At 73.4% G+C, this 21,899-nt stretch carries 22 protein-coding genes; 9 read left to right on the forward strand and 13 right to left on the reverse strand.

Features of this window, described 5'->3' with window-relative positions:
• Positions 1-383: 383 nt before the first annotated feature.
• Positions 384-866, reverse strand: a complete 483-nt coding sequence (locus tag VFZ92_RS00840) for an Lrp/AsnC family transcriptional regulator (RefSeq protein ID WP_330873684.1) — start codon at positions 864-866, stop codon at positions 384-386.
• A 113-nt stretch (positions 867-979) separates the two neighbouring features.
• Between VFZ92_RS00840 and VFZ92_RS00845 the strand changes: the two genes are divergently transcribed.
• Both VFZ92_RS00845 and VFZ92_RS00850 read left to right on the forward strand, forming a co-directional pair.
• The gene (locus VFZ92_RS00845) at positions 980-1,453 is read left to right on the forward strand and encodes a DUF2000 domain-containing protein (RefSeq protein WP_330873685.1); all 474 of its coding nucleotides are present in this window, start codon (positions 980-982) and stop codon (positions 1,451-1,453) included.
• 63 nt (positions 1,454-1,516) lie between these two features.
• The gene (locus VFZ92_RS00850; RefSeq protein ID WP_330873686.1) at positions 1,517-2,314 is read left to right on the forward strand and encodes an SAM-dependent methyltransferase; all 798 of its coding nucleotides are present in this window, start codon (positions 1,517-1,519) and stop codon (positions 2,312-2,314) included.
• An 18-nt stretch (positions 2,315-2,332) separates the two neighbouring features.
• On the opposite strand, the gene VFZ92_RS00855 is transcribed toward VFZ92_RS00850, so the two are convergent.
• Both VFZ92_RS00855 and VFZ92_RS00860 read right to left on the reverse strand, forming a co-directional pair.
• Entirely contained in the window at positions 2,333-3,370 is a 1,038-nt protein-coding gene (locus VFZ92_RS00855; protein WP_330873799.1) for a zinc-binding dehydrogenase, read from the reverse strand.
• Positions 3,371-3,433: 63 nt separating this feature from the next.
• Positions 3,434-4,576: an alanine--tRNA ligase-related protein gene (locus VFZ92_RS00860; protein ID WP_330873687.1), complete on the reverse strand. Its 1,143-nt coding sequence runs from the start codon at positions 4,574-4,576 to the stop codon at positions 3,434-3,436.
• A gap of 366 nt (positions 4,577-4,942) precedes the next feature.
• On the opposite strand from VFZ92_RS00860, the gene VFZ92_RS00865 reads away from it, so the two are divergent.
• Positions 4,943-5,632, forward strand: coding sequence for a hypothetical protein (locus VFZ92_RS00865; protein WP_330873688.1), 690 nt, complete (start codon positions 4,943-4,945; stop codon positions 5,630-5,632).
• 32 nt (positions 5,633-5,664) lie between these two features.
• The gene (locus VFZ92_RS00870; RefSeq protein WP_330873689.1) at positions 5,665-6,756 is read left to right on the forward strand and encodes a threonine aldolase family protein; all 1,092 of its coding nucleotides are present in this window, start codon (positions 5,665-5,667) and stop codon (positions 6,754-6,756) included.
• On the opposite strand, the gene VFZ92_RS00875 is transcribed toward VFZ92_RS00870, so the two are convergent.
• The 3 genes from VFZ92_RS00875 to VFZ92_RS00885 form a co-directional block, all read right to left on the reverse strand.
• Positions 6,736-7,932, reverse strand: coding sequence for a cytochrome P450 (locus VFZ92_RS00875; RefSeq protein WP_330873690.1), 1,197 nt, complete (start codon positions 7,930-7,932; stop codon positions 6,736-6,738). The two genes, VFZ92_RS00870 and VFZ92_RS00875, sit on opposite strands and share 21 nt — an antisense overlap.
• 129 nt (positions 7,933-8,061) lie before the next feature.
• Positions 8,062-10,479: a PEP/pyruvate-binding domain-containing protein gene (locus VFZ92_RS00880; protein WP_330873691.1), complete on the reverse strand. Its 2,418-nt coding sequence runs from the start codon at positions 10,477-10,479 to the stop codon at positions 8,062-8,064.
• Positions 10,476-11,198 (reverse strand): helix-turn-helix domain-containing protein, encoded by a 723-nt coding sequence (locus VFZ92_RS00885; RefSeq protein ID WP_330873692.1) that lies wholly within the window; start codon positions 11,196-11,198, stop codon positions 10,476-10,478. The genes VFZ92_RS00880 and VFZ92_RS00885 overlap by 4 nt, the downstream gene beginning before the upstream one ends.
• A gap of 416 nt (positions 11,199-11,614) precedes the next feature.
• Here VFZ92_RS00885 and VFZ92_RS00890 point away from each other — a divergent pair, with 416 nt between their 5' ends.
• Positions 11,615-12,181: a DUF3455 domain-containing protein gene (locus tag VFZ92_RS00890; protein WP_330873693.1), complete on the forward strand. Its 567-nt coding sequence runs from the start codon at positions 11,615-11,617 to the stop codon at positions 12,179-12,181.
• Between the two features lie 30 nt (positions 12,182-12,211).
• Here the strand turns inward: VFZ92_RS00890 and VFZ92_RS00895 are convergent, their stop codons facing one another.
• Together VFZ92_RS00895 and VFZ92_RS00900 are read right to left on the reverse strand one after the other, a co-directional pair.
• Entirely contained in the window at positions 12,212-12,442 is a 231-nt protein-coding gene (locus VFZ92_RS00895) for a hypothetical protein (protein WP_330873694.1), read from the reverse strand.
• 92 nt (positions 12,443-12,534) lie between these two features.
• Entirely contained in the window at positions 12,535-12,663 is a 129-nt protein-coding gene (locus VFZ92_RS00900; RefSeq protein WP_330873695.1) for a hypothetical protein, read from the reverse strand.
• A gap of 222 nt (positions 12,664-12,885) precedes the next feature.
• Between VFZ92_RS00900 and VFZ92_RS00905 the strand changes: the two genes are divergently transcribed.
• Complete coding sequence (locus tag VFZ92_RS00905; protein WP_330873696.1) at positions 12,886-13,401, forward strand: hypothetical protein; 516 nt, start codon at positions 12,886-12,888, stop codon at positions 13,399-13,401.
• Here VFZ92_RS00905 and VFZ92_RS00910 read toward each other — a convergent pair.
• The 3 genes from VFZ92_RS00910 to VFZ92_RS00920 form a co-directional block, all read right to left on the reverse strand.
• A complete protein-coding gene (locus tag VFZ92_RS00910) occupies positions 13,398-14,234 on the reverse strand; it encodes a helix-turn-helix transcriptional regulator (RefSeq protein ID WP_330873697.1) in 837 nt (278 codons plus the stop codon). The genes VFZ92_RS00905 and VFZ92_RS00910 overlap by 4 nt on opposite strands.
• Positions 14,235-14,296: 62 nt before the next feature.
• Complete coding sequence (locus tag VFZ92_RS00915; protein ID WP_330873698.1) at positions 14,297-14,779, reverse strand: RidA family protein; 483 nt, start codon at positions 14,777-14,779, stop codon at positions 14,297-14,299.
• Between the two features lie 403 nt (positions 14,780-15,182).
• A complete protein-coding gene (locus tag VFZ92_RS00920; protein WP_330873699.1) occupies positions 15,183-15,695 on the reverse strand; it encodes a sigma-70 family RNA polymerase sigma factor in 513 nt (170 codons plus the stop codon).
• A gap of 309 nt (positions 15,696-16,004) precedes the next feature.
• Here VFZ92_RS00920 and VFZ92_RS00925 point away from each other — a divergent pair, with 309 nt between their 5' ends.
• The gene (locus tag VFZ92_RS00925; RefSeq protein WP_330873700.1) at positions 16,005-18,803 is read left to right on the forward strand and encodes an AfsR/SARP family transcriptional regulator; all 2,799 of its coding nucleotides are present in this window, start codon (positions 16,005-16,007) and stop codon (positions 18,801-18,803) included.
• A 58-nt stretch (positions 18,804-18,861) separates the two neighbouring features.
• On the opposite strand, the gene VFZ92_RS00930 is transcribed toward VFZ92_RS00925, so the two are convergent.
• Together VFZ92_RS00930 and VFZ92_RS00935 are read right to left on the reverse strand one after the other, a co-directional pair.
• Entirely contained in the window at positions 18,862-19,320 is a 459-nt protein-coding gene (locus tag VFZ92_RS00930) for an SRPBCC family protein (RefSeq protein ID WP_330873701.1), read from the reverse strand.
• Complete coding sequence (locus tag VFZ92_RS00935; protein WP_330873702.1) at positions 19,317-19,670, reverse strand: metalloregulator ArsR/SmtB family transcription factor; 354 nt, start codon at positions 19,668-19,670, stop codon at positions 19,317-19,319. The genes VFZ92_RS00930 and VFZ92_RS00935 overlap by 4 nt, the downstream gene beginning before the upstream one ends.
• 124 nt (positions 19,671-19,794) lie before the next feature.
• Between VFZ92_RS00935 and VFZ92_RS00940 the strand changes: the two genes are divergently transcribed.
• Both VFZ92_RS00940 and VFZ92_RS00945 read left to right on the forward strand, forming a co-directional pair.
• A complete protein-coding gene (locus VFZ92_RS00940) occupies positions 19,795-20,883 on the forward strand; it encodes a DNA alkylation repair protein (protein WP_330873703.1) in 1,089 nt (362 codons plus the stop codon).
• 101 nt (positions 20,884-20,984) lie between these two features.
• Entirely contained in the window at positions 20,985-21,848 is an 864-nt protein-coding gene (locus VFZ92_RS00945) for a GlxA family transcriptional regulator (RefSeq protein WP_330873704.1), read from the forward strand.
• Positions 21,849-21,899: the final 51 nt, after the last annotated feature.

The following is a 21,899-nucleotide window of genomic DNA, read 5'->3' on the forward strand; positions in this document are numbered from 1 at the left end:
CGACCGCCGCGGAACCCCAGAAGCCCCGGAACGCCGGACGCTGAGGCATTCCGGTCGCTGAGGCATTCCGGCTGCCGAGGAAGCCCGGCTGCCGAGGAAGCCCGGCTGTCGCGGCATCCCGGCTGTCACGGAAGCCAGGCCGGTGCGGGCCCTGGTTGCGCGGCATCCCTGTCACCCGAACACCGGACGACCGCGGAACCCGGCTATCCCGACACCCCGCCACCACGACCACGACAGAACCCCGGCCACCGCGAGACCCTGCCACCGCAAGACCCCGGCCACCGCGGAACCCCGGCCACCGCAGAACCCCGGCCACCGCAGGACCGGGGTCAGCGTGAGACCGGAGCCATCTCGGCACCCGGCCTCGTCGTGGTCGCTGGCGGTCAGCGGCGCGGGCGGATCGGGGTCGCCGGTTCGATGACCGGGCTGCGGATGTGTTCGTAGACGACGCTGGTGCGAACGTCGGCGACCTCGGGTCGCTGGGTGAGGCGGTCGATGACGAAGGCGTAGAGGAACTTGTTGTCGGGTACGGCGACGTGGATGAGGAAGTCCTCGCCGCCCGCCACGACGAACACGCCGACGGTCTCCGGGAGGCGGGCCGCCCATTCGCGGAACGCCTCGATGTTGACCCGCGACGGCGGGCGGACGCGGACCGAGATCAGCGCCTGCACGGGGCGGCCGACCTCCTCCAGGTCGAGGTCGACCAGGAAGCCGCGGATGACACCGCGTTCGCGGAGCGAGCGGACGCGTTCCAGGGAGGTGGACGGGGAGACGCCGGTGGCGGCGGCCAGTTCGCGGTTGGTGCGCCGTGCGTCGTGCTGCAGTTCCCGCAGGAGTGCCTGATCAAGTTCGTCCAAGTCGGCCATGCCGCCCCTTCCGCCGAATTAAGTTCGACGACGATATCGGACTCCGGATTTCGTGCTTAGTATCGCCGCATCAACACGCATACGTGTGGCGAAAGCCCGTGTGAAGGAGTCACATGACCACCGCCGTCGTTCCCGCCCTGGAGCCCCACGAGATCCGCACCGACCTGCCCACCCGCAACGCCAGGCTGAAGTGGGTGATGGTCGTGGACACCGCGCTCGGCGCGGGGCTCATCGCGAACGCCGCCGTGTGCATGGCGGCGGCCGTCGGGCACGCCATCCCGACGCTGCTCGGGCCCGGCACGACGGACGCGTCGGGCACGCACCACCCCGGCCTGCCGTGGACGGGGTGCTCGATCCTGGCCGGGGACTCCGCGACGGTCGGGGAGGTCCGGTCCAGGGCGATGACGAAGGAGGGGCTGCTGGTGGTCGACATGCCCGAGCAGGCGCAGACCAGCCGGGTGTACGACGAGTACCTGGCCGCGGTGGCGGGCACCGAGGCCGCCGACCTGACCTACTACGCGGTGAGCATCGTGGGGCCGCGCAACAAGGTGGACAAGCTCGTCGGCAAGCTGTCGCTGCTGCGCTGACCGACGCCCGGTGCGGCCGGGTGGCCGCTAGTCTGCTGGCCCCCGACTAGTGCGAGGTGCGCGATGACCGATCGTCCCGCCTGGGTGCCGGACTCCATCAACACCGAACTCCCCAGCGCCGCCAGGGTCTACGACTACCTGCTGGGCGGCGGGCACAACTTCGCGGTCGACCGCGTCGTGGGTGAGAAGGTGTTGCGGGTACTGCCGAACGGCGGCCAGATCGCCGGGTCGAACCGGGCGTTCCTGCGGCGGGCGGTCCTGTTCATGATCGAGCAGGGCATCACGCAGTTCCTGGACCTCGGGTCCGGGATCCCGACGGTCGGCAACGTGCACGAGATCGCCCAGCAGGCCGACCCGAGCGCCCGCGTGGTGTACGTGGACTACGACGAGGTCGCCGTGACCCACAGCGAACTGCTGTTGCAGGGCAACGACAACGCGACCGTCGTGGCGGCAGACGCGACCAGGCCGGAGCGCGTGCTGGCCGCGCCCGCGGTGCGGACGATGCTGGACTTCGACCGGCCCATCGGGCTGCTCGTGGTGGCGGTGCTGCACTTCGTGCCGGACGAGAAGGAGCCGCACGAGGTGCTGGCCCAGTACTTCGACGCGCTGCCGCCCGGCAGCCTCGTCGCGCTGTCGCACCTGACCGCCGACGGCAAGCCGGAGGAGATGGCGGAGGTCGTGGCGGCGATGAAGAACAGCCGCGACCCGATGTACTTCCGGTCGCACGCCGAGTTCGCGGGCATGTTCGACGGGCTGGAGGTGCTCGACCCCGGCGTCGTCAGCGCCCCGCGCTGGCGGCCCGAGGTCGACTACGACACCAGCCCCGAGGACGTCTACGCGGGCGTCGGCCGCAAGGTCTGAGGACGAGCGGACCGGCCGTCAGGGCACGAGGACGAGGCGGATCGGGTCGCCGACCCGGTTCGCCAGCATCCGCACCGCCTCCGCCGCGTCCGCGAGCGGGACGTGGCCGCTGATCGACTCGGCGAAATCCAGGCGGTGGTAGGCGGTCAGGTTGACCAGCGCCTCCACGTCCTCCGGCGCGGACCCGTAGTGGCCGAGGAGCCGCTGGCCGCGCACGCTGAACCCGATGCCGTCGGTCAGGGTGAGCGGACCGCCCACCAACCCGACCAGCACCAGCGCGCCGCCGAGCCCGAGCACCTCGGCGGCCTGGTCGCGCACCGCCGGGGCACCCGCGAAGTCGAACGCGTGGTCGAGGCCGCGGCCGTCGGTGGCCGTGCGGACCCGCTGGACGAAGTCCGGCGCGGCGGGGTCGAGGGCCAGGTCCGCGCCGAACACCAGCGCGCGGTCGCGGGCGCTCGGCAGCGGGTCGACCGCGACGATCGGCGCGGCCCCGATGGTGCGCAGCACCTGCACGGCGTGCGCGCCCAGACCTCCCACTCCCCACACGCCCGCGGACTGCGCGGGCCGGACGCCCGCGGTGGAGTTGATCGCCGCGTAGGGGGTGGACACGGCGTCCGGGATGATGGCGGCCTCGTCGAACGGCAGGTGGTCGGGGATCGGCACGAGCGTGTCGTGCCTGGCCAGCGTGTACCGCGCCCACCCGCCGTCGTAGTTCACGCCCCTGGTCAGACCGGTCAGGCACGGGCGGCCTCGGACGCACAGCTCGCAGCGACCGCAGCTCTGCCCTGCCTGGAGGATCACCCGGCGGCCGACCGTGACCGACGGCGGCACGTCCGAGCCGAGGACCGCGACCGTCCCGGACACCTCGTGGCCGAGGGTCAGCTTCGGCCGGTCGTTGTTCCACACCCGGAGCGTGCCGTCGATCAGGTGCAGGTCCGACAGGCACACGCCCGCGGCCGCCACCTCCACCAGCACCTCGTCGGGGCCGGGTTCCGGGATCGGCACCCGCTCGACGGCGAACTCCAGCGTGGCGAGGTTGAGGCGGGCCGCGAGCATCACGGTTCGAGTATGGGGGCGCTCCCGGTGATCCACCCGCCGGTTGGGGCAGCGCTGGGGCCCCTACATCTCCCGCAGCAGCCCCACCAGCTCCCGCGGGATGCCGTGCGTCTCGTGCAGGTACCGGAGGTCCCGCTCGGTCAGCGGGTCGCGGTAGCGCGACAGCAGGGACCGCCCCCGCGTCACCAGCGAGCGGAAGCGGCGCTCCTCCTCGCGCAGCACCTCGAACACCGGGACCGGCTCCTGCCCGAAGTGCGTGAGCGTCGAGCGCACCAGCGGTTCCGGCAGGTCGGACAGGGTGCGGTCGGGATCGTCGCGCCACAGGGCGGTGAGCACGCGCCGCAGCAGCCTGCGCAGCACGTAGCCCCGGCCGGTGTTCGACGGGGTCACGCCGTCGCCGATCACCACGACGCTCGACCGCAGGTGGTCGACGACCAGCCGGGGATCCGCCAGGTCCCACGGCAGGCCGCTCACCCACGGCGTGAGCAGGTCGGTCTCGAACACCGAGCGGGTGCCCTGAAGGACCATCAGCAGCCGCTCCAGCCCCATGCCGGTGTCCACCGTGGAGTCCGACAGGGGCGTGAGCGAGCCGTCGGGGTGCCGCCGGTAGCGCATCATGACGTGGTTCCACACCTCCACCCACCGGTCGTCGGTGGTGGGCGTGCCGGTCGGCGGGCCGTCGCCCGTCCACACGAACACCTCGCTGTCCGGCCCGCACGGCCCGGTCGGCCCGTTGGACCACCAGTTGTCCGACACCGTCAGCTCGACCGGGACGCCGAGCGAGGTCCACGTGCTCAGCGACCCCGTGTCCGGGCCGACCTGGTCGTCACCGCCGAACACGGTGACGTGCACCAGGCCGGGGTCGACGCCGAACCCGTCGCGGAGCAGTTCGAAGCCCCACCTCAGGCTCTGCGGCCCCTCGTAGGAGCGCAGCGACCACGACCCGAGCATCTCGAACACGGTCAGGTGCGTCGGGTCGCCGACCTCGTCCAGGTCGGTGGTCCGCAGGCAGCGCTGGACGTTGACCAGCCGGTCTCCCAGCGGGTGCTCCCGGCCTTCGAGGAACGGGGTCAGCGGGTGCATGCCGGACGTGGTGAACAGGACGGGGTCGCCGGGTGGCGGCAGCAGCGACGTGCCGGTCAGCCCGCGGTGGCCGCGCGAGGTGAAGAAGTCGAGGAACGTGTCGATGACGTGCTGGGTGTCCATGGCGGAGGTCCGATCCCTGGAGTGGTGGGACGACCGGAAAGGGCCACGGCGGAACCGGACGGACCGTTTCCGGTCGCCGGGGGGGTGTCGAGGTCAGGCAGCGGCGGCGACCGACGAGCGGGGAGCTCGCGCGGCCGCGGCGACGTGCTGCGGGTGGACCGACATGCCTCCCACCCTAGGCCGCGGCGCAAGTCGTTTAACCGTCCACTGTGGAGCCGCTGGGCCTTCCGGGTGAAGGCGGCGACGCGGGTCCGCCACCGTTCACGCAGGTCGCGCCGAACAACCGGCGATCGGGACGGGCGGCGGCCCGGCAACGATTCGGCACGGCACCGTTACGCGCACGGCACCGGCCCCGATGTCAGCACCGTGGCGACGAGCACGGCGGGGGACCCCGGACGGGAACAGCACGAGCCGTTCGCGGTCTCCGGGGTGATCGCCGTGCTGTTCCTCGCGAGCGCCTGCGTCTGGGCGTCGGTGCTCGCGCCCGAGGGCGCGGTCGCGGCGGTGACCAGCATCGGCGTCCGGGACCACTGCGCGTCCGGGTGGGTCGTGCCGGACACCGGCGACGCGCCGATCCCGATGGCGGGCAGGCCGTCGGGGTCGGTGCTGGGCAGCGGTGGCGCGGTGACGGTGACCGTGCGCGGCCTGACCGGTGACGAGATCGTGCTGGGGCCGCCGGTCGTCGAGGTGGTCAGCCGCCGCCCGGCGCTGCCGGGGGTGTTCCTGCCCGCGCCGTGCGACGCCGCGCTGCCGCCCGGCTTCCTGACCGCCGACCTGGACCGCCCGACGGTCCTGCTGGCCCCGGACGGGGAGCCCGCCGAGTTCCCGTACCAGGTCACCGGCACGGAACCGGACCAGATCGTGATCCGGCCGGTGTCGACCACCGACGACGTCGAGTGGCGGCTGCGCATCCCGTGGACGTCGGGCGTGGGCACCGGGGAACTCGTGGTGGACGACGACGGGACCCCGTTGCGCACCACCGCGACGAGCGCCGCCCGGCCGTTCTGCGTGGAGCTGCCGGACAGCTCGCGCTGGGTGTCGTGCCGATCCGGGTGACCGGGGGCCGGGCGGTGTGGGACGGTGGATCCGTGTCCGATGTCGAGAAACGCCTCCGGGTCCGCCGGAGCTGCACCAGGTCGCTGTCCGGTCACGGCGAGCCGACGATGCGCGAACGGCTGGCGGGGCTGATCGCCCTGCCGGAGTCCGAGGGCTACCCGGACGTCTACGGCACGGGCGATCCCGTGGCCCTGCTGGAACGCCGGGTCGCCGAGCTGCTGGGCAAGCCCGCCGCGCGGTTCGTGGTCAAGGGCGTCATCGCCCAGCAGGCCGCGCTGCGGACGTGGACGGACACCAGCAGGGTCGCGACCGTGGCTCTGCACCCGTTGAGCCACATCGACTCCGACGAACTGGGCGCCTTCGAGCGGCTGCACCCGCTGCGCGGCGTGCGGCTGGGCGGGAAGCGCGGGTTCGGCGTCGAGGACCTGGACGCCGCGGGTGAGCCGCTCGGCGTGGTCACCGTGGAGCTGCCGCTGCGCAACGCCGGGTTCGCGCTGCCGGAGTGGGACGACCTGGTCGCCCTGTCGCGGTGGTGCCGCGAGCGCGGGGTGCCGCTGCACGTCGACGGCGCACGCCTGTGGGAGTCGGCGGCGCACTACGGCCGCGAGCTGAGCGAGCTGGCCGACCTGGCGGACTCGGTGTACGTGTCGTTCTACAAAGGACTCGGCGGGCTCGCGGGGTGCGCGCTGGTCGGGTCGGAGGACTTCCTGGCGCGGGCCACGCCGTGGCTCACCCGGCACGGGGCCGACGTGTACGCGAACTACCCGAACGCGCTCGCGGCGATCGACGGCCTGAACCGGTACCTGCCGCGGATGTCGGCCTACCGCGACCGGGCGATCACCCTGGCCGCCGCCCTCGCGGGCGTCGCCGGTGTCACCGTCGACGAGCCGCAGACCAACGGGTTCCGCGTGTTCCTGCCCGGTTCGCCCGAGGCGCTGCGCGACGCGCACCTGCGGCTCGCCGAGCGCACCGGCACGTGGCTGTTCCCCGGTGCCGCCGAGACCGACGTGCCGGGGCTGTCCGCGGTGGAGGTCGTGGTCGGCGAGGCGACCTCGGCGGTGACGGACGCCGAGGCGGCGTCGCTGTTCGCCGACCTGCTCGCCTCAGTCGAGGGTGACCGGTAGCGCGGCGAAGCCGTACATGAACGGCGAGACCCGGTGGGCGAGCCGCGAGCGCTCGACACCGAACCCGAGGTTCGGGAAGCGGGCGAACAGCGTGGTCAGACCGATGCGGGCCTCCAGCCTGGCCAGCGCGGCGCCGACGCAGTGGTGCGGGCCGTGGCCGAAGGCGACGTGCGGCGGGTCGGTCCTGGCGGCCGACAGCCGGTCCGGCTCGGCGTACACGTGCGGGTCGCGGTTGGCCGCCCCGACGAGGAACCCGAGCGTGGCGCCCTCCGGGATCGTGACGCCGTGCAGCTCGACCGGCTCGACCGCGAAGCGGAACACCGGCGACAGCAGCACCGGCCCGGAGTGGCGCAGCAACTCCTCGACGACCCGGTCCGTCACGGCCGCGCGCGGCTGGTCGGGGTGGTCGAGGAGCGCGACGACCGCGTTGGCGAGGAAGTTCGCCGTCGTGTCGTAGGCCGCGCCCAGCAGGTTCGCCGCGACGGCGGCCACCTCGTCGTCGTCGAGTCGGTCCTCACCGTCGGACGCCCGCAGCAGCAACGACAGCAGGTCGTCGCCCTGCCTGCCGCGCTTGACCTCCATCTGGCCGCGCACGTAGTCGAGCGTCGCGAGCAGCGCCGCGTTGGCGGCCTCGCGGTCCGGGCTGGTCGCCGCGTCGGACCAGCCGCGCAGCATCGCGTGGTCCGACTGGGGCGCGCCGAGCACCGTGCCGATCGTGGTGATCGCGAGCGGGTAGGCGAACGAGTGCAGCAGGTCCGGCTCGTCCTCCTCCGTCATCGCGTCCACCAGCTCGGCGGCGGTGCGGGAGACGACCGACTCCCACCCGGCGACCACCCTCGGCGTGAGCGTCCCGCCGACGACCCGGCGCTGGCGCGTGTGGTCCGGCGGGTCGAGCACGAACGCCCGCTCCCAGCCCGTGCCGACGCCCATCGCGAGCCCCGACGCCAGGAACCGCTCGCTCGCCGACCGGGTGTCGGCGCTGAGCCGCGGGTCCGTGGACAGGGCGCGGACGTCGTCGTGGCGGGTCAGCAGCCACAGGTCCAGGTCGGCGAACGGCAGGGCCACCTCGGTGACGGGGTCGTTCTCCCGCAGCCACGCGAGCGTGGGGAACGGGTCGGCGTAGTACTCCACCGAGAAGATGTCGGGCAGGAGGCTCGGCTTCGCGACGCTCGTCATGGCACTTCCTCCACCGTTGTCGATCACGCGGTCTGGCGACGGTCGCGAGGATAGGACGCGGCGAGCACGAGCAGTACCGCCATCACGAGCGCGCCGCGGACGTTCGTCCGCGGCGGCTCCGGCACGACGTCAGTCCACCAGCACCTCCACCGTGCCCCGGCCGCCGTCCACCCGGACCCGGTCGCCGGTGCGGAGCCGGGTCGTCGCGTTGCCCGTGCCCACCACGGCCGGGATGCCCAGTTCGCGCGCCACGATCGCCGCGTGCGACAGCGGTGCGCCGATGTCGGTGACCACGGCGGCGGCCCGCGGGAACAGCGGTGTCCAGCCGACGTTGGTCACGGTCGTCACCAGCACCTCGCCGGTCCGCAGCGCCGCCCCGTCCGCGACGGCCGCCACCACGCGGACCATGCCCTCCACGACGCCCGCCGCGCCGGGGAAGCCGGTGACCGCGTCGCCGAGCGGGGCGATGTCGCGCGTCTCGTCGAACACGTCCGCGCGGCGGTCCGCGCCCGCGGCCCAGCGGAACGGGTCGAAGCGACCGCGCACGAGCGTCGGGTACGGCGGCAGGGCGGCGTAGCGGCGGTGGGTCTCGCGGCGGGCCGCGACCCGCTCGACCGGCGCGCGGTCACCGTCCAGGACGGTCAGCAGCTCGTCCGCCGCCAGGAAGAACACGTCGTCGCCGAGACCGGTCACCTCCCCCGCGCGCAGGAAGAACACCCGCAGCACCCAGAAGGCCCTGATCACCTCCGACCGGCCGTCCTCCCGCCCCCGCGCCGCGCGCCCGGCACGGGCCATGCGCTTCTCCAGCGTGGCGACCTTGCCGGGGTGCCGCGCGCGGAACCGGTCGAGCGCGGCGGACCGGGCCTCCCGCTGCCGCGCCAGGAGGGTCCGCACGTCGGTCACCGCGGCCCGCACGCCCTCGACCTCGCGGTCGAGCCACTCCGGGTCCTCGACCGGGCGCGGCACGGAGATCTCGAACTCGTCCGGGCATCGGTGGCCCCAGTCGCGGGTGAACTCCTCGCGGCTCATCTCCCCGCGCGCGACCTGGTCGAGCCCGACGACCGGCCCGAGGCTGGCCAGCGGACCGGTGCCGGTGTGCAGGCCGCTGAGCAGCGCGTTGGCGTCGCCCTCGTCGACCAGCTTGAGCAGCCACGGCCGGATCCGCACCAGCCCGGCCCCGTCGAGCCGCGCCCCCGCGCCGAGCATCCGGCTGGTGTCGCGCAGCAGCGGGTCGACCTCCGCGCGCCACAGCGAGGCCAGGTCGGCGGCCGTCGTCGTCCGGCCGATCCGCGCCCGCAGGTCGTCGCACCGGCGGCGGGCCCGCTCGACGAGCGCGGGCAGCTCCTTCCGGTACGGGCGGATCCGCCGCAGGAACGCCAGCGCGCCCGGCACCGCCGCGCGCAGGATGCTCCACCGCGTCATCGGCAGCGGCGGAACCTCCACATCGGACGGAAGGCGACCGAAGGCCTGCTCGGTGGCCCGGCGCGCCAGGTCCTCGATGCCCAGCGCCGCGCTCACGCCGAGGGCGACGCTGAGGTTGAGGTAGAACCGACCGCCGATGTTGCCCGCCATGCGGTGCGGTCCGAGGCGCGGCACGGACATCGTCTCGGACATGAACACGTCGACCAGCGACCAGGTCGCGGGGGTCATCACGCTCGGGATCGCCTCGCCGAGGTTGGCGCACGTCCACAGGTAGTCGCCGTCGAGGCTGTCGTTCCACTCCTCGTGCGCGGCCACGGTGATCGGCCGGGCCTGCACCACGAACACCTCACCGTCGTGCACGGCCCACTCGACGTCCACCGGCCGCCCGTACAGCTCCTCGATCCGGCGGCCGAGCCCGGCGAGCTCCAGCGCGGTCTCGTCGGAGAGCACCCGGTCGCCGTGCCGCTCGGTGATGCCGCAGGCGCCCAGCACGACCACCTCCGGGTCGGCGTCGCCGGAGACCAGGGCCTCGCCGAGCCCGCGCACGGCGTTCACGACCAGCCGGTCGCGCGCACCGGTCACCGGGTCGGCGGTGAACAGGACCCCCGCGGACGTGGCGGGCACCATCCGCTGCACCACGACCGCGATGGCCACGTCGGCGGGCTCGACGCCGTGGCGGGCGCGGTAGTCGACCGCGCGCTCCGTCCACAGCGACGCCCAGCAGCGCTTCACCGCGGCCAGCACCGCATCGGTACCGGTGACGTCGAGGAACGTGTCCTGCTGCCCCGCGAACGACGCGTCGGGCAGGTCCTCGGCCGTCGCGGACGAGCGGACCGCCACGGGCCCCTCCCCCAGGTCCGCGTAGGCGCGGGTGATGGCGGCCGCCACCTCGGCGGGCGGTTCGTGCCCGGCGAACAGGTCGACGACCTCCCGGTGCGACGCGCCCGCGATCCCGGCGGCCAGGCCGTGGTGCGCGACGAACGCGCGGTAGGCGGCCGTCGTGACGTGGAAGCCCGGCGGCACCGGGAGGCCCGCGGTGGTGAGCTTCGCCAGCGATTCGCCCTTGCCCCCCGCGGTGAGCAGGTCGGCGGCCGGGTCGGCCAGCGGCAGGACCGTCGCGGTCACGAGTCCGCGCCTTCCGGTACGAGGCCCATGACCTCGGCCAGTTCCCGTCGCGCGGAGACGAACGTGGCCTCGACGTGGTCGGCGATCGCCCGGTCGAGCGCGGCCGGGTCGTCGCCGCCGGTCAGGCGGAGGGTGTCCGCGACCATGTCGGCGATCAGGTCGGCCTGCTCGTCGGGGGACAGCCGCATCGGCTCGGGCAGCAGCGCCGCGGTCGTGAGCACCCCGAGGTAGGCGGCGTTGACCAGGGTGACCTGCCCGAGTTCGCCGCGCGTCGCGTCGACCGCGCCGTGAGCCCGCAGGATGGCCAGGAAGTCGCTGAACGAGGGGCGCCACGGGGCGCGCTCCCGCACCCGTTCCGACAGCCTCCCCACCACGGCGAGGTCGTTGAGCAGCACCGCGCGCAGCAGCGGCCTGCCCATCAGCGCCTCCGCGAAGTGCCGGAACAGCGCCCGCGGCCCCGGCCGGTCCACCAGGCGGTCGCGCACCGCGCCGACCATCAGCAGCCGCTCCCGGCGCAGCACGGCGGTGAACAGCTCGTCCCTGGTCTTCCAGTGCAGGTAGACCGTCCCCTTCGCGATGCCCGCGGTACGCGCGACGTCCTCGACGGTGGTCTTGTCGTAGCCCCACCGCTCGATCAGCCCGCTCGCCGCCGCCAGCACCGCCTCGGCCCGCGCCCGACGCCCCTCGACGTCGTCCGTCCGCACTCTCCTGCTCGTCACAGCGACCATCGTGCACCCAATTGACCAGATGTACAAGTTCAGTCAACAGGTCAACCGCAGTGTCGAACCTGGACCAATCACCCGCCCGGTCATGGCCTACGTACGCGTCGCGGAAATGGTTCAACGCTGAGGATCACCATTTCCCCGCGGCGAGGGCGACGGTTTTCCAAGACTGCCGAGCAACGATTCCCACAACCCCGGAAAAACAGCGCCCTGCCAGGGAAATCGCCTTCACCGACGCTACGGCCGACCAGGGCGAATCGGACATTCACGGACCGCGCAACCCCTGTCACCAGCGCGAATCGATCGGTCTACCCGGACGGCGCTCGCCTGGAATCCTGTCTCAACAGGAGCAATTCCGTCCGAACACCCCTAGATTGTCGGCGATCGGTTTCCACACCCTTGGAGAACTGCTGATGATTTCCGCACGCCGTTCCAGCACCAGGTTGACGGCCGCCGCCGTGGCGGTCGCGGGCGGTCTGGTGGCACTGGCCCCGGCCGTCGCGCAGGCCGCTCCCGCCGTGGCCGCACCGGCCGTGCCCTCGGAGCTCTCGGTCCCCGCCGGGAACCACGTGAGCTCCCGCTACGACGCCGTCGGCTACCAGGTGTACGAGTGCAGCGCCGCGGGCACGTGGACGCTGCACGCCCCGAAGGCCAGGCTCTCCACCAGGGGCGACATCGGGGTCCACTTCGGAGGGGTCGACGCGACCCTCCCGGCGGGCCCGTACTGGCAGTCGCTCCGCGACGGCAGCCGCGTCCACGGCGGCGGCGCGGTCAGCTCGCCCGCGCGCGACGGGGCGATCCCCCTGCTGCGCCTGACCGGGCTCGACAGCACCGGCACCGGCGCGTTCGCCGACGTCACCTACATCCACCGGCTCAACACCGTCGGCGGCCTCGCGCCCAGCGGCACGTGCGACCCGGCCGACAAGTCGTTCAAGAACGTCTACTACAGCGCGACGTACTACTTCTACAAGAAGGGCTGACGGCGGACCGGAGCCGCGCCGGGTCGAGGATCAGACCTGGCGCGGCTTCGGGGCGTCTCCGGGCGGGCGGGGCGAGCCGGGGCGCACGGCCATGCGCCTGCGCACCTCGGCGATGGCCGCGGCGAGCTGGTCGAGCTCGTACCAGTCGAACACGCCGGTCCCCGGAGGCGGCATCGCGATCATGGCCTTGCCGGAGTCGGGGTCGATGCCCACCCGAGCCTCCGCTGTTCTCCCCGACACGGTCCGGCAGTGGATGGGCACGCGTCTCCTCGGGTCGGCGGGGTGGCGAACGGCACCGCGGCGGCACCGCCCACCAACTTGCGCGATCCGGAGCGGCTACGTCAATTCCCCGATCAGGTCTGCGGCGGCAGTTCCGGGCCGGTGGTCCCGAGCTGCTCGGTCGCGACCACCCCCGGCACCGGCCAGGTGACGCCCGCCGGTGGCCACCGCGGCACGTTCCCCCGTTCGGGAGAAGAGATCAATTCGTCCTCGACGGGTACCAACCACGTCACCGGGAGGTCCGAGGGTGCCGTCTCAACAGGCCGGAGCACCATTACCGGGACTTGACGCGACATGTGATTGCTCACATCATCGCCCCACGGGTTGACACGGGGGCAGGGCACGTGGGTCTTTCGGGCAGAGTTCGTCCGCCGCCGTGGGGTTCTGTGCTCAACTCGATCCGCACCAGACCGAGGAGGCAGCCGATGTCACCACGTCCACCGCGCCGCGACGCACCTCCCGACACCGACGCGGGCCGTGCGCTGACCTGGTACCGGAACCAGATGGGCTGGGACGTCCGGCTGGTCGACGGCGTCCCCGCCCTGTCCCTGACGCACGGGATGACCGGATTCCTGTTCCCCCGCACGTGGTTCCCGCTCGCCGCGTCACTGATGTCCACAATGGACGTGCAGGGTCCGGTGATCGGCTACCTCGACGAGGTGGAGCCCAGGGCCGCCGCGCTGGCCGACACCAACGACTGCGTGTTCAGCCAGGCGCAGATGCCGGAGGGCGTCACGCTGCTGCGCACGCCCGGAACGGTGCCGCTGCCGCCGAAGGCCGGGTCGAACTGGCTGCTCGAACCCCACAACGAGCGCCGCTGGCTGCCGTCGGCCACCGCGGTGCTGGCGGTGCTCCAGGCCGTCTCCGAGTCGTCGGCGGGCCCGCCACCGCGCGCCCGCCGCACACTGCCCTACCGGCAGCTCCAGGGGGTCCGGCGCTAGGCGAACGCCTGGGTGCCGAGCACCCGGAGCAGGTCGAGCCGCTCCGCGCTGCCCGTGCCGGGCTGCGGGCGCAGGGACACCAGCCGCAACCCCGTGTCCGGGCTGACGATCACGTCGCACTGCATCTGGAGCACGCCCGCCCTCGGGTGCACGTAGGTCTTCCGGCTCGACCGCATCGGCCTGACCTCGTGCAGCCCCCAGACGGCCGCGAACCCGGGGCTGACCTCCAGCAGGTCGGCGACCAGCGCGGCGGCCACCGGGTCCTTCCCCCGCCGCACCACCGACGCGCGCAGGTCCGCCACGTACCCCCGGCCGAGCTGCTCGTGCTCCGCGGGCAGGTAGACGGCCCGGCTCGCCGGGTCGGTGAACCAGCGCCACACCGTGTTGTCCTCGCGGCCCGCCGTGCCCGCAGACGGCCCGAACAGCGCCGCCCCCAACGGGTTGCGCGCGAGCACCGTCGTGAGGTCGTCGCACACCAGCGCGGGCACGGTCGTCAGCGCGTCGAGCACGTGCATGAGCCCAGGGTCGACGTACCCGCTCGGCGCGTGCGCCACCGGCGGCGGGTAGCCCGCCAGCACGTACAGGTGGTCGCGCTCGTCGGTCGACAGCCGCAGCGCGCGGGCCAGGCAGGCGACCAGCGGCTGCGACGGGTGCGGGCCGCGCGCCTGCTCCAGCCGCTCGTAGTAGTCGGTCGACATGTTCGCGAGCAGCGCCACCTCCTCGCGCCGCAGCCCCGGTGTCCGCCGCCGCGCGCCCGGCACCAGGCCCACGTCGGCGGGTCGGAGCGCCTCGCGGCGCACGCGCAGGAACGAAGCCAGCTCGGAGCGGTCCACACCCCGATTGTCACAGGGTTCCGCAAGCCGATCCCCGGACTGCTGATCCCCCGATGAGGGGATCAGCCCGCGATGGCGACCTCGGCCTCGATCTCCACGGGGATGCCGAACGGCAGTTCCGCGACGCCGACGGCCGACCGCGCGTGGCTGCCCGCGTAGGGCCCCCAGAGCTGGAGGACGAGGTCGGAGAAGCCGTTCACGACGGCGGGCGCGGTGTCGAAGCCGGGGGACGCGGCGACCATCCCGAACACCCGCAGCCACGCCGTGACGCGGTCCAGGTCGCCGAGTTCCCGTTGCAGGCTCGACAGCACCGCCAGCGCGGTCAGCTTGGCCGAGACGTAGCCCTGCTCGGGGGTGACGTCGACGTCGATCTTGCCGAACGGGCCCGCGAGCGTCCCGTCGGGGTTCAGGGGGCCGTGGCCGGAGACGTACGCCCTGTTCCCGTGCACCCTGACCCACGGGAACGGCAGGAAGACGCCGGGTGGCAGCCGGAGTTGCTCGGGCAGCAGGAGACCGAGTTCCGCGAGCTTGTACTCGATGCGCACCGACCGAGGCTAACCCCCGCGCCCGCGGTCCTCCAGGTAGCGCGTGCGGTCCGCCTGCCCGCGCCCGAGGACGGGTGGGTCCTCGAACGGCCCGTCGGAGCTGCTCCGCGTGCGGCCCTGCTCCAGGGACGGCTTCCCGACGGCGGGCAGCACCCCCGCCCCGGCCCCCGGCGACGAGAACGGCGCGCACGTCCTGGCCGCCGCGCCGGATCACCGCAGCCACCCAGTGCGGGTCGTCCACCGCCCGGATCATCCGTCAGCGGGACGCGCTCCGGCGGCTCCCGGTCGCGACCCGTGACCTGAACGGTCGACGCACGGGAGGTGCCCACCGCGGACCGGACCACTCGGCCCGGAGGTCCAGCGACCGCACGCCAGCCGGATCGTTGACCGGGTGAACGAACCCCTAGTTCGCCAGCAGCTCCCGCATCGCCCGGCGCGCGGAGGTGGACCGCGACTTCACCGTCCCGATGGGCAGGTCCAGCGTGTCGGCCGCCTCGGCCATGCTGCTGCCGCGCAGGTAGACCTCCTCCAGCACCTCCCGGTGCTCGGGCCGCAGCCGGACGAGCGCCTCGCGGACCGTCACACCGTCCACGACGGACTTGGCGTGGTCGCCCGGCGCCCGCGCCTCGGACGCCCCGTCCCGTGTGATCGACACCTCGTGGGGACGCACCTTCCTGCGCCGCGACAGGTCGATCACGATGTTCGTGGCGGTCGTCAGGAGCCAGCCCCTGACCGACCCGCGCCCGTTGGAGAGCGCTTCGCTGTGCTGCCACGCGCGCACGAGCGTCTCCTGGGTCACGTCCTCGGCCGCGCCCCTGTCCCTGGTCAAACTGGTGGTGTGGGCCAAGATCGCGCCCACGTGCTCGGAGTAGAGCTGGCGTACCAGCGCATCGGCCCCGGTGCGTCGCGACGTCACGGTCCTCCCCTGTCCAGACCGCCGGCGGTCGGACGGCACGCCGTCCCGCAACGGTCTTCCTCACCCCTGGAAACACGTGGTGCTCGCTGTTGAGACGCGGCGCGCGACGTGATTTCCGGCGAATGCGTATCCGGGGCGCGCCGGGCCGCTCCTGTGTCGGAGAAGGCCAACCACTGCCCGCACACCGTAGTTCGCCCGACTTGACGACCAATGACTAAAGTGTGACCACGTGCCCCCCTCGGGGGAGGCACCTACCGCGGCGGAGCGAAGTTGTTCCCAGAAAGCACTCGAAGCAACCTGCGACTGGCCGTGCTCGGTCCCCTTCGCGCGTGGCTCGACGGTGTCGAGGTGGAACTGGGGCCACCTCAGCAGCGCTCGGTCCTCGCACTGCTCCTCGCCCACGGCGGGCAGCCCGTGAGCGTGGCGTCGCTCGTCGACGCCCTATGGGGCGAGGAGCACCCCGGCAGCGCCGTCAACCTGCTGCACCGCTACGTCGGTTCCCTGCGCCGCGCGCTGGAACCGGAACTGGGCCACCGCGAGACGGGGCGGTGGCTGATCAGGGGCGCGGGCGGCTACCGCTTCACCACCGACGCCGCCACGCTGGACCTGCTGCGCTTCCGCGACCTCATGGCGCGGGCGCGCGCCGAGCGCGACGCGGGCGACGAGCGCCAGGCCGTCCACACGTTCGCCGAGGCCCTCGCGCTGTGGGACGGACCGGTGGCGGCGAACACGCCCGCGCCGGTCCGCTCGCACGCCGTCTTCACCGCGCTGGAACGCGAGCACGTCGCCGCGGTCAACGAGGCCACCGACCTCGCGCTGCGGTGCGGCCTGCCGAAACCGGTGCTCGTACCGTTGCAGCGGGTGACGTCGCAGCACCCGTTCGACGAACCGTCGCACTCCCGGCTGATCCTCGCCCTCGCCGCGGCCGGCTACCGGGCCGACGCGCTGGAGGTCCACACCACCATCCGCGCCCGGCTGGCCGAGGAGCTCGGCATCGACCCCGGCCCCGAGCTGCGCGCCGCCCACGAGGCCGTGCTGCGCGAGGACGTGGAGCCGCCGCGGCCGGAGGTCCAGCACGAGGTCGCCCCGCTCGCCGACGCCCCCGTTCCCGCGCCGTCGGTGATGCCCGCCCAGCTCCCGCGCGACCTCACGGTCTTCGCGGGCCGCAAGGACGAGCTGGAACACCTGCTGGCCGAGCACGACGACCCGCACGGCGCCACCGCCGTGACGCTCATCCGCGGCATGGCGGGCGTCGGCAAGACCACCCTCGCGGTCCGCTACGTGCACCGCATCGCCCACCTCTACCCGGACGGCCAGCTCTACCTCAACCTGCGCGGCTTCGACCAGACCGGCGACGCCGTGCAGCCGGAGGACGCGGTGCGCCGCTTCCTGGACGAGCTGGGCGTCCCGTCGGCCCGCGTCCCGGTCGGCTTCGACGCCCAGGTGAGCCTCTACCGCAGCGTCCTGGCCGAACGCCGGGTCCTGGTGGTGCTGGACAACGCCCGCGACGCGGAGCAGGTCCGCCCGCTGCTGCCCGGCGCCCCCGGCTGCCACGTCGTCGTCACGAGCCGCAACCAGCTGCTGTCGCTGGTGGCGGTGGAGGGCGCCCGCCCGCTGCTGCTGACCCCGCTGTCGAAGGCGGAGTCGCGGGAGTTCCTCGCCCGCAGGCTGGGCAGCCGCTCGGTGGGCTCGGACCCGGCGGCCGTCTCGGAGATCATCGAACTCTGCGCGGGCCTCCCGCTGGCGCTCGCGATGGTCGCCGCCCGCGCCGCCCTCCAACCGCTGCACCCGCTCAGCGCCGTGGCGGCGGCCCTGCGCGAGACCAGCGACAGCCTCGACAGCTTCTCCGACGCCGACTCGATCATCGACGCCCGTGCGGCGTTCACCTGGTCCTACCAGGCGCTGAGCCCGGCCGCGGCGGACGTGTTCCGCCTGCTGTCCCTGCACCCCTGCCCCGAGATCCCCACCAGGGCGGCGGCCAGCCTCATGGGCCTGCCGGTGGCGAAGGCCGTGCCGCTGCTGGACGAACTGGAACGCGGCCACCTCGTCACCCAGCACGCCCCGCGCCGCTACACCATGCACGACCTCGTGCGCGTCTACGCGACGGAGCTGTCCACCGCGACGGACCCGGCGGAGGACCGCAGGGCGGCCCGCGTCCGCGTCCTGGACCACTACCTGCACAGCGCGTTCACCGCGGCGGCGCTGATCGACCCGCACCGCCCCCGCATCGCCCTGCGACCGATGAGCGAGGGCTCGGTGGTGGAGGTCATCGACGACCGCACGGCCGCCCAGGCGTGGACCACGGCGGCCTCCTCGACGTTGTTCGCGGCCATCGAGATGGCGGCCGAACACCACCTCGACGACCACACCTGGCGCCTCGGCTGGACGTTCGACCCGTACCTGGACCGCAACGGCCACTGGCACCAGAAGGTCGTCGCGCAGGAGGCGGCGCTCGCGGCGACCGAGCGGACCGGCGAGGCGCAGGGCAGCGCGTACGTCCACCGCAGCCTCGGCTTCGCCCACAAGCACCTCGGCAACCTGGTGCGCGCGGCGAGCCACTTCCGCTCGGCGCTGGAGCTGTACGTGGAACTCGGCGACCTCAGGGGCGAGGGCCGCACCCACCAGAACATCGCGGACCTGTGCACCCGGCAGAACATGTACCAGCAGGCGCTGGAGCACGAGGTCCGGTCGCACGAGATCGCCAGGATCCTCGGCGACCAGCTGATGGAGGCCGACTGCCTCAACAACGTCGGCTGCGCGCACAGCGACCTCGGCGACCACGAGCAGGCGATCGTCCTGTGCGAACTGGCGCTGCTGCGGTCGCGGGAACTCGGCAACCGCCCGCTGGAGGCGGCGTCGCAGGACAGCCTCGGCAGGATCCACCACCGGGCGGGGCGGTACCCGACGGCGGTCGAGTGCTACAAGCACGCGCTGGAGACGCACCGGGACCTCCAGGACGTGTACAACGAGGCGGTGACGCTGCGGAACCTCTCGGCGTCGCACCTGGCCATGGGCGACGCGAGGTCCGCGGAGGACTGCGCGAGGCTGGCGGCGACGGTGCTGGGGCAGCCGCTCCCGTTCCCGCTGCCCGCGGCGAGCGCGAGCTAGCTCCTCCGACCACGGGGATCGCGCCTCCGACCACCGGCGCGATCCCCCGGCCGACGCCTCAGCCCGCGAGCAGGCGGTCCAGCTTGGTGAAGGAGCTCTCCCAGCCCAGGCGGGCCATGCTCTCCATCTCCTCCGTGTACGGTCCCTGCCGCAGCACGACCCGCGTGTTCCCGCCCTCGTCGTGGAACTCCACCCGCAGCGAGAACCGGTCGACGGGCGGCTGGTTCCCCGCGCCGTTCCAGGCCTCCGCGCCCACGAGCAGCGAGTTGGGCACCACCTCCAGGAACGTCGCGTCCACCGGGGAGGTGAAGGACGGGTCCTCGTCGCTCACCATCGTGAACCGCTGGTGCCCGCCGACCCGCACGTCGAGGTCGACGGACTCGCGCGGCACGCTGAACCCGACCGGCCCGAACCACTGCGCCAGCTGGTCGGGGTCGGTGAAGGCCCGGTAGACCAGCTCGCGGGGAGCGTCGAACACTCGGGTCATCACCAGTTCGGTGTTGGGCGCCTCGGTCATGTCTGGGTCCTCTCGGTGTCCGTTCGGGCTTGGATGCGACGCAGGTGGGCGTCGAGTCGGTCGAAGTTGGCGTCCCAGAACCGGCGGTACCGCTCCATCCAGTCCGTCGCCTCCCGCAGCGGTCCCGCCTCCAGCCTGCTCGACCGCCACTGGGCCGTGCGGCTGCGGGAGATGAGCCCCGCGCCCTCCAGCACCTTCAGGTGCCGGGAGATCGCCGGGAGGCTGATGTCGAACGGTTCGGCCAGCTCCGAGACGGTCGCGTCCCCGTCCGCGAGCCGGGCGAGGATCGCCCGGCGCGTGGGGTCCGCCAACGCCGCGAAGATGGTGCTGAGCCGATCACTGCTCGCCATGTTTAACCTACTCGTTAATTAACCGACTTGTTAAACATAGCCGGGACCGCGCCGATGTCAAGCCCACCGGGAACTGTCGTACCCCGCTCCTAGACTCGGGCTCCCCGCCACCACAAGGAGTTCCGTGCCCACCGCAGACGAACTGCTCGACGCCGCCGCCGTCACCGGCCTCGCCCGGACCCTCTCCGTGCCCGCTCCGGCCGTCACGGCCGCCGCGGGGAGGTTGGGCGGGCTCGGTCTGCGCGAGCGCACCGACCTCGTGCACGACGCGCTGCTGGCCGACCTGCCCCCGGCGTTCCCGCGGTTCGAGGCCGTGGTGCGCGAGGCCCTGCGCGATCCGGGGTTCACCGGCTGGATGATCTGGCCGGTGACGGAGGCGGTCACCAGCCGCGCGCTGGCGGACGGCGGCACCGAGGCCTTCGACCGGGCCCTCGCGCTGCTGGCGGAGCTCACGCCGAGGCTGACGGCCGAGTTCGGCATCCGGCGCCTGCTGGACGCCGACCTCGGGCGCGCCCTGCCGATCGTGCTGACCTGGACCGACCACGCCGACGAGCACGTGCGCAGGCTCGCCAGCGAGGGCACGCGGCCCCTGCTGCCGTGGGCGAAGCGGGTGCGGGCGATCGTCGAGGACCCGGCGGCGGCCGTGCCGGTGCTGGACGCGCTGCACCGCGACCCGTCGGAGTACGTCCGGCGCTCGGTGGCCAACCACCTCAACGACATCAGCCGCCGCGACCCCGCGCTCGCCGCGGCCACGGCGGCGCGCTGGTTGGAGGGCGAGCCCGCTCCGGAGACGCTGCGGCTCGTCCGGCACGGCCTGCGCACGCTGGTCAAGCAGGGCCACCCGCGGGCGCTGGCGCTGCTCGGGTTCCCGCCCGTCCCCGGTCTGCTGGTGGAGGGTCCGCTGCTCGACACGACGGCCGTGGAGGTCGGCGGCGCGCTGGGCTTCTCCTTCGCCGTGGAGAACACCGGGCCCGCGCCCGCGCGGCTGGCGATCGACTACGTGGTCCACCACCGGAAGGCCAACGGGTCGACCACGCCCAAGGTGTTCAAGCTGACGACCAGGACGCTTGCCGCCGGTGAGCGGCTGACGGTCGCCCGCACGCACTCGTTCAAGGTCATCACCACCCGCGTCTACCACCCCGGCGAGCACGCCATCGCCCTCCAGGTGAACGGCGAGGCGTTCGGGAGGTCGACCTTCACGCTCCTGCCGTAGCGGACGCCCGGTCACGACCACCGCACCGCCCCGGATTTGTCCCCAGGCAGTGGATCTTGTATCTATCGTCCATGAGAACGCGCTCCACCGTGACCGAAGTCGTGTTCTTGCTCCCGCAAGCGTTGTCCCTGCTCGACCTGGCGGGCCCGGTCGCGGTCTACCGGGCCGCCGTCGCCCGCGGCCTGCCCTACCGCTTGTCCTTTGTGGCCGATGGGCCGGACCTGGTCACCGCGGAGGGCCTGGGCCTGCGGGCCGGGGCGACGTGGCCCGACCTCTCCCCCGCCGACCTGGTGTTCGTGCCGGGCGGCGGCTCCGTCTCGGCGGCGAGCCTCGCCGTGCTGCGCCGCCACCACGCGACCGGCGGCACGGTCGTCGCCGTGGGCACGGGCGCCGACTCGCTCGGCCGCGCGGGCCTGCTCGACGGCAGGCGCGCCACCACCCACCACGGCCACGGGCGCGTGCTCGCCGACGCCACCCCGGCCGCGACCGTGGTGGACGACGTCCTGCACGTCGTGGACGGCAGGATCGCGACCTCGGCGGGCGGCGCGAGCGGCCTCGACGTGGCGCTGCACCTGCTCGCAGCGAGCAGGGGTCCCGGTGTCGCCGCGCGCGTCGCCAGGGACCTGCTGGTGTACCCGAGGGGCGCGGGCGACGAGCCGCCCCCCGGCGTGCCGCTGCGGCACCGCGCGCACGTGGACGACCTGACGCACCGCTTGCAGGACCTGATCGAGGACCGGTTCACCGAACGGCTGCGGCTCGTCGACATGTCCCGCGAACTGGGCTTCAGCGAACGCACGCTGACCCGGCACTTCCGCAGGGCGACCGGCCTGACCCCGTTGCGCTACCAGCAGTTGCTGCGGGTGGAGCGGGCCGAGCAGCTCATCGGCCGGGGCGCGACCGTGGACGCGGCGGCACGGGCGGTGGGCCTCACCGACGCCCGCGCGCTCCGCGCCCTGCGCGCCTAGCGGCACGGCGGTTCAGGTGGCCGGTCGAGCGACCACCACCCCCCTGCTGGC

The organism is Umezawaea sp. (genome assembly GCF_036375055.1).
Classification (GTDB): domain Bacteria; phylum Actinomycetota; class Actinomycetes; order Mycobacteriales; family Pseudonocardiaceae; genus Umezawaea.

Bases quoted from the DNA above. Each gene is read 5' to 3' on its own strand.
- VFZ92_RS00840 (WP_330873684.1), bottom strand. From the start codon at position 866: ATGGCCGACTTGGACGAACTTGATCAGGCACTCCTGCGGGAACTGCAG.
- VFZ92_RS00845 (WP_330873685.1), top strand. From the start codon at position 980: ATGACCACCGCCGTCGTTCCCGCCCTGGAGCCCCACGAGATCCGCACC.
- VFZ92_RS00850 (WP_330873686.1), top strand. From the start codon at position 1,517: ATGACCGATCGTCCCGCCTGGGTGCCGGACTCCATCAACACCGAACTC.
- VFZ92_RS00855 (WP_330873799.1), bottom strand. From the start codon at position 3,370: ATGCTCGCGGCCCGCCTCAACCTCGCCACGCTGGAGTTCGCCGTCGAG.
- VFZ92_RS00860 (WP_330873687.1), bottom strand. From the start codon at position 4,576: ATGGACACCCAGCACGTCATCGACACGTTCCTCGACTTCTTCACCTCG.
- VFZ92_RS00875 (WP_330873690.1), bottom strand. From the start codon at position 7,932: ATGACGAGCGTCGCGAAGCCGAGCCTCCTGCCCGACATCTTCTCGGTG.
- VFZ92_RS00890 (WP_330873693.1), top strand. From the start codon at position 11,615: ATGATTTCCGCACGCCGTTCCAGCACCAGGTTGACGGCCGCCGCCGTG.
- VFZ92_RS00905 (WP_330873696.1), top strand. From the start codon at position 12,886: ATGTCACCACGTCCACCGCGCCGCGACGCACCTCCCGACACCGACGCG.
- VFZ92_RS00930 (WP_330873701.1), bottom strand. From the start codon at position 19,320: ATGACCGAGGCGCCCAACACCGAACTGGTGATGACCCGAGTGTTCGAC.
- VFZ92_RS00935 (WP_330873702.1), bottom strand. From the start codon at position 19,670: ATGGCGAGCAGTGATCGGCTCAGCACCATCTTCGCGGCGTTGGCGGAC.